We start from the raw sequence: 5,271 nt of genomic DNA, 5'->3' as shown, positions 1-5,271 counted from the left end.
ACCGTCGCCGCGATCGGCGCGGCCGCCGCCATCCGGCGCGCCCGCCGGCGCCGCCGCTGAGCCGGGCCCGTCCCCGTACGGGGACGGGCCGGTCAGCCGGCCGGCGGATTCGTGCTCGGCGACGGGCTCGCCGACCCGGACGGTGCGGCCGACGGGGACGGCGACGGGCTCGGCGACGTCTTCGGCGCCGCCCGGCCCGCCGTCGCCAGCGCCGCCTGCGCGTCCTTGATCCGCTTCCAGGCGTCGCCCATGCCCGGGTAGTCGCCCTTCTTCTGGGCGTTCTCGTAGTCCGTCACGGCCTCGTTCAGGTCGCTGATCGCCTTCTGCGCCGCCGGGCTCAGCTGCCCGCCCGGCGCCGGCTGCGGCGAACCGGACTGCGCGGGCGAGCCCGCCCCGCCGAGGACCTGGTCCAGCGCGTCGTCGAAGGTTTCCGCGGCGGCGATGCTCTTGCCGTACTGGACCAGGACCTTCCCGAGAATCGGGTACGGCTGCTGCTCCTTGCCCCCCGCCGCCTTGGTGTACATCGGCTCGACGTACAGCAGGCTCCCGCCGAACGGGATTGTCAGCAGGTTGCCCGGCACGGTCTTCGTCCCGCCGAGCCGCAGGGCGTTGATGTCGCTCTTCACCTGCGAGTCGGTCTCGAACGAGTTCTGCACCTGGCCCGGGCCCGCCGGCTGCGCGTTCCGCGGCATCTGCAGGATCTGGATCTGCCCGTAGTCGCGTCCCGGGGTGGACCCCACCGCCATGAACGCCGCCAGCTGCGGGTTGCCGCGCGGGTTGAACACCGTCGTCAGCGAGAACGACGAGGCGTCCTGGCCGGGCATGCGCAGGCTCTGGTAGTAGGGCGGCTGCCGCTTGCCCTTCACCGTCGGGTCCTGCGGCACCTCCCAGAAGCCCTCGGCGTTGTAGAACGCCGACGGGTCGGTCACGTGGTAGTTGGTGAGGATCTTCCGCTGCACCTTGAACAGGTCCTGCGGGTAGCGGAAGTGGGACTCCAGCTCCGGCGGGATCGACGAACGCGGCTGGACGGTGTCCTTGAACACCTTCATCCACGTCTTCGTCACCGGGTCGTTCTCGTCCCACTGGTACAGGTGGACGCTGCCGTCGTAGGCGTCGACCGTGGCCTTCACGGAGTTCCGCATGTAGTTGATGTGGTCGTTCGCCTGCCGCGCCACCGCCGACCGCGTGTCGGTGATGGTGTCGCGGGTGGCCTCCCCGAGGCTCATCTGCTCCGAGTACGGGTAGCTGCTGGACGTCGTGTAGCCGTCCACGATCCACAGGATGCGGCCGTTCACCACCGCCGGATACGGGTCGCCGTCCAGCGTCAGCCACGGCGCCGCCTTGTGCACCATCTCCCGCGGCGACCGGTCGTACATGATCTTGGCGCCCTTGTTGATCGCGCCGGACAGCAGCAGGTTCTTGTCCTGGAACTTGGTCGAGTACAGCAGCTTGCGGAAGAACGAGTCGACGTAGACGCCGCCCTGCCCGTCATAGGTGCTGCTCCGCTGCCCCACCTTGCTGTCGTCGGGATAGTTCAGCTCCTGCTGGCCGCGTCCGCCGACCACCGAGTACGCCGGCGGGCGCTCCCCGAAGTAGATCTCCGGCCGGGCCACCTTGATCTGCTGGTTCGGGGACGCCGGCATGTCCCGGGTGATGAAGTTCGGCTCCCGGGAGTCGAGCCGGTCACCGTACGCCGACACGAAGCCGTAGCCGTGCGTGTAGACCATGTGGTCCTTGATCCAGCTGCGCTGCCCCTCCGGCGCCCCGGACAGCTCGCGGAGCGCGACCACCGTGTCGACGAGCTCGCCGTTCACCGTGTAACGATCCATGTCCAGCGTGTCGGGGAACTTGTAGAACGGGCGGATCCGCTGAAGCTGCTGGAACGTCTCGCCCACCACGTTCGGGTCGAGGACACGGACGCCGCCATCCCTCAGCTTGGCGGCCTCTTCCCGGAGCTTCTTCTCGTCCGTCACGGGCGTCGACCCGTACGGGACGACCTTCGCCCCGTCCACGCCGTAGGCCGCGCGCGTGAACTTGATGTTGCGCTCGATGTACTGGCGCTCCTTGGCCAGCTCGTCCGGCTTCACCTGGAACTGCTGGATCAGCAGCGGGTACACCCCGCCCAGCAGGATCGCCGACAGCACCAGCAGCGTGAACCCGACACCGGGCAGCATCATCCCGCGCCGCAGCAGGTTGCCGAAGAACATCGCGGCGCACAGCAGCGCGATGACGGCGAGGATCGTCTTCGCCGGCAGCAGCGCGTTGACATCGGCGTAGGACGCGCCGGTCGCCACCCCGCGCTCCGAATGCACCAGGCCGTACCGGTCGAACCAGTACGCGACCGCCTTCAGCAGGATGAACAGCCCGAACAGCACCGACAGGTGCGCCCGCGCGGACGGGCTCGCCTTGTCGCCCGGCCCCTGCAGCCGCAGCCCCCCGTACAGGTAGTGCACGATCACCGCGGCCAGGATCGACAGGATCACCGTCGCGAAGATCACACCGAGCACGAGCCGCAGGAACGGATACGTGAAGACGTAGAACGAAACGTCCCTGTGGAACTGCGGATCCTTGATGTTGAACGGCGTCCGGTTCAGGAACGCCAGCCACACCGGCCACTGGCCCGCCACCGACGACCCCGTCAGCACCCCCAGCAGGCCCAGCAGCACACCGGAGATCAGCCGCCGCCGCGGATCGATCACCGAGCGGTACCGCTCCAGGCCCTGCTGCTCCACCGACAGCGGCCGGTACGCCGGACGCAGCCGGTACGCGACCACCACGTTCGCGCCCACGAGCAGCGTGATCAGCAGCCCCGCCCCGAAGAACAGGACGGCCTTCGCCTGCAGTTGCGTCGTGTAGACCGACGAAAAGCGGATGGAGCGGTACCAGAGCAGGTTCGTGTATATCGCCGTGAAGACCAGGAACACGATCAGCAGCGCGGCCAGCGCCACCAGAACCGGCAGCACGAGCCGTGTCCGTGCGGTACCAAGCCGGCGCCCGAAAGCGGGAGTCCGGAAGGTCAAGTGGCCCCTCCGATCAAGATCTCGCCCACCGGCCGCCCGCCGGTGCTGTAGATGCAACTTACCGACAGGGAGGGGGGTTCCCGTCAGCACCTTGCGCCGATTGGGGGAAAGATGGTCCCGTGAGCCTTCTGGAAGAAGTCGTGCTGGACCTCGAACGCCATTCGGCCCAGGAGGGCTGGGACAGCGCGCCACGCCTCTACGCCCTCGTCCGGAGCACCGAGCTCCGCCGCACCGAACCCGAACTCGCCGACCAGCTCGGCCTGGCCCCCGGCGCGGACACCCTCGCCGCCCTCGAACAGCCCGCCCTCCCCGAAGAGGACGCCGTCGAGGACGCCCTCGCCTCCATCGCCTGGCCCGGCGCCGTCGAAGGCTGCGCCATCGTCATGGAACGCGTCGTCCTCCCGCCCGAAGCCGAAGCGGACATCCCCGAGGACGAGGCCGAAGCCGCCGCCTACGCCGCATCCCACCCCAAGCGTGAAGACGTGCGCATGGTCGTCGGCGTCCTGCGCGACGGCGCCCGCCACTCCGCCCTCCGGCTCCGCCGGCACGACAGCGACGACGAGGTCCTCGCCGGGCCCGACCTCGTCCCCGCCCTCGCCGAAGCCCTCGCCGCCACCCTCGAACCCGACGAACCAGGAACCTCCCACGGCGAATAGGCCGCGCCCAGAGAGGTAGCCTGCGGAACGTGACCCAAAGCGTTGAAGCCGAGAACGTCATCCGGCTGATCGGCGTTCGCGACACCCCCCTGTCCGTCGACGAGGTGTACAACGCCGTCGGCGCCCCCGGCGCCGGCGGCATCGCCGTCTTCGTCGGAACCGTCCGCGACACCGACCACGCCCGTGCCGTCAGCGCCCTCGCCTACAGCGCCCACCCCACCGCCGAACGCGAACTCCGCGCCGTCATGGAGAAGGTCACCGCCGACTTCCCCGTCCTCGGCCTCGCCGCCGTCCACCGCGTCGGCGACCTGGACATCGGCGACATCGCCGTCGTCGTCGCCGCGTCCAGCCCCCACCGCGCCGAAGCGTTCGCCGCCTGCCGGCGCCTCATCGACGACCTCAAGGCCACCGTCCCCATCTGGAAGCACCAGACCTTCACCGACGGAGATGACGAGTGGGTCGGGGCCTGCTGAGCGCCCTGACCGCATAGAGTTTTCGGCATGTCTCGTCGTGCCACCACGCTCACCGTCGCGAGCGTGCTCGTCCTCCTGCTCGCCGTCATCGGGTCCGTCATGAGCGTCCCCTACGTCGCGCTGATGCCCGGCCCCACGAGCAACACCCTCGGCACGAACGACAAAGGCCAGCCCCTCATCCGCATCGAAGGCCGCCAAACCTACCCCGACCAGGGGCACCTCAACTTCACCACCGTCACCTACCGCGGCGGGCCCGGCGGCCGCATCGACCTCTTCACCGCCCTGCGCGGCTGGCTCGACGGCGACATCGCCGTCGTCCCCGAAGAGACGATCTTCCCCAAGAGCGAGTCGCCCAAAGAGGTCGACCAAGAGAACACCCGCGCGATGCAGGACTCCCAGCAGAACGCCGAAGCCGCCGCCCTCCACGAACTCGGCATCCCCGTCAGCACCCGCGTCATCGTCGACGGCGTCCAGAAAGAACGCCCCGCCGACGGCGTCCTGCGGCCCGGCGACGAGATCACCGCGCTCGACGGCACCGCCGTCACCAGCGTCTCCCAGGTCACCGGCCCCATGGCCAAGCGCAAGATCGGCGACACCGTCACCCTGACCTACAAGCGCGACGGCAAAGAGAACAAGGCCACCCTCAAGACCGTCGCCGACCCCACCGGCAAACGCGCCGTCGTCGGCATCGTCCTCTCCGAGCAGTACAAGTTCCCCCTCAAGATCGACATCAGTGTCGGCGACATCGGCGGCCCCTCCGCGGGCCTCATGTTCTCCCTCGCCATCTACGACAAACTCACCCCCGGCCCCCTCACCCAAGGCAAGTTCATCGCCGGCACCGGCACCATCACCCCCGAAGGCGAAGTCGGCCCCATCGGCGGCATCCAGCAGAAAATGATCGCCGCCCGCAAAGCCGGCGCCACCGTCTTCCTCACCCCCCAGAAGAACTGCGCCGACGCCCTCGCCGCCCGCCCCGACGGCCTCCGCCTCGTCCGCGCCGACACCCTCCACGGCAGCATCCAAGCCATCAACGCCCTCAACACCGGCAAAGGCCAAGTCCCCGCCTGCACCAAATGACATCCCGTACCAACCACCCCTGCCGATGCCATAGACTTAACTCAA

General features: G+C 69.1%; 4 protein-coding genes. 3 read left to right on the top strand and 1 reads right to left on the bottom strand.

The genetic code is table 11. From position 1 onward, the window contains the following. Window positions 1-92: 92 nt before the first annotated feature. Window positions 93-2,963: a UPF0182 family membrane protein gene (locus AF1_RS31770; protein WP_242608730.1), complete on the bottom strand. Its 2,871-nt coding sequence runs from the start codon at window positions 2,961-2,963 to the stop codon at window positions 93-95. Between the two features lie 176 nt (window positions 2,964-3,139). Here AF1_RS31770 and AF1_RS31765 point away from each other — a divergent pair, with 176 nt between their 5' ends. Genes AF1_RS31765 through AF1_RS31755 form a run of 3 tightly spaced genes read left to right on the top strand, consistent with a single transcriptional unit; the run spans window position 3,140 to window position 5,226 of the window. After that, window positions 3,140-3,676, top strand: coding sequence for a PPA1309 family protein (locus AF1_RS31765; RefSeq protein ID WP_067807886.1), 537 nt, complete (start codon window positions 3,140-3,142; stop codon window positions 3,674-3,676). Between the two features lie 29 nt (window positions 3,677-3,705). Further along, complete coding sequence (locus tag AF1_RS31760) at window positions 3,706-4,149, top strand: molybdenum cofactor biosynthesis protein MoaE (protein ID WP_207393996.1); 444 nt, start codon at window positions 3,706-3,708, stop codon at window positions 4,147-4,149. Between the two features lie 27 nt (window positions 4,150-4,176). Beyond that, a complete protein-coding gene (locus tag AF1_RS31755) occupies window positions 4,177-5,226 on the top strand; it encodes a YlbL family protein (RefSeq protein ID WP_067807880.1) in 1,050 nt (349 codons plus the stop codon). Window positions 5,227-5,271: the final 45 nt, after the last annotated feature.

Source organism: Actinomadura formosensis NBRC 14204 (assembly GCF_001552155.1).
GTDB lineage: Bacteria > Actinomycetota > Actinomycetes > Streptosporangiales > Streptosporangiaceae > Spirillospora > Spirillospora formosensis.
This window is presented reverse-complemented; position numbering and strand designations above follow the sequence as displayed.

Excerpts from the sequence above, each read along its gene's own strand:
- AF1_RS31755 (WP_067807880.1), top strand. The coding sequence starts at position 4,177 with ATGTCTCGTCGTGCCACCACGCTCACCGTCGCGAGCGTGCTCGTCCTC.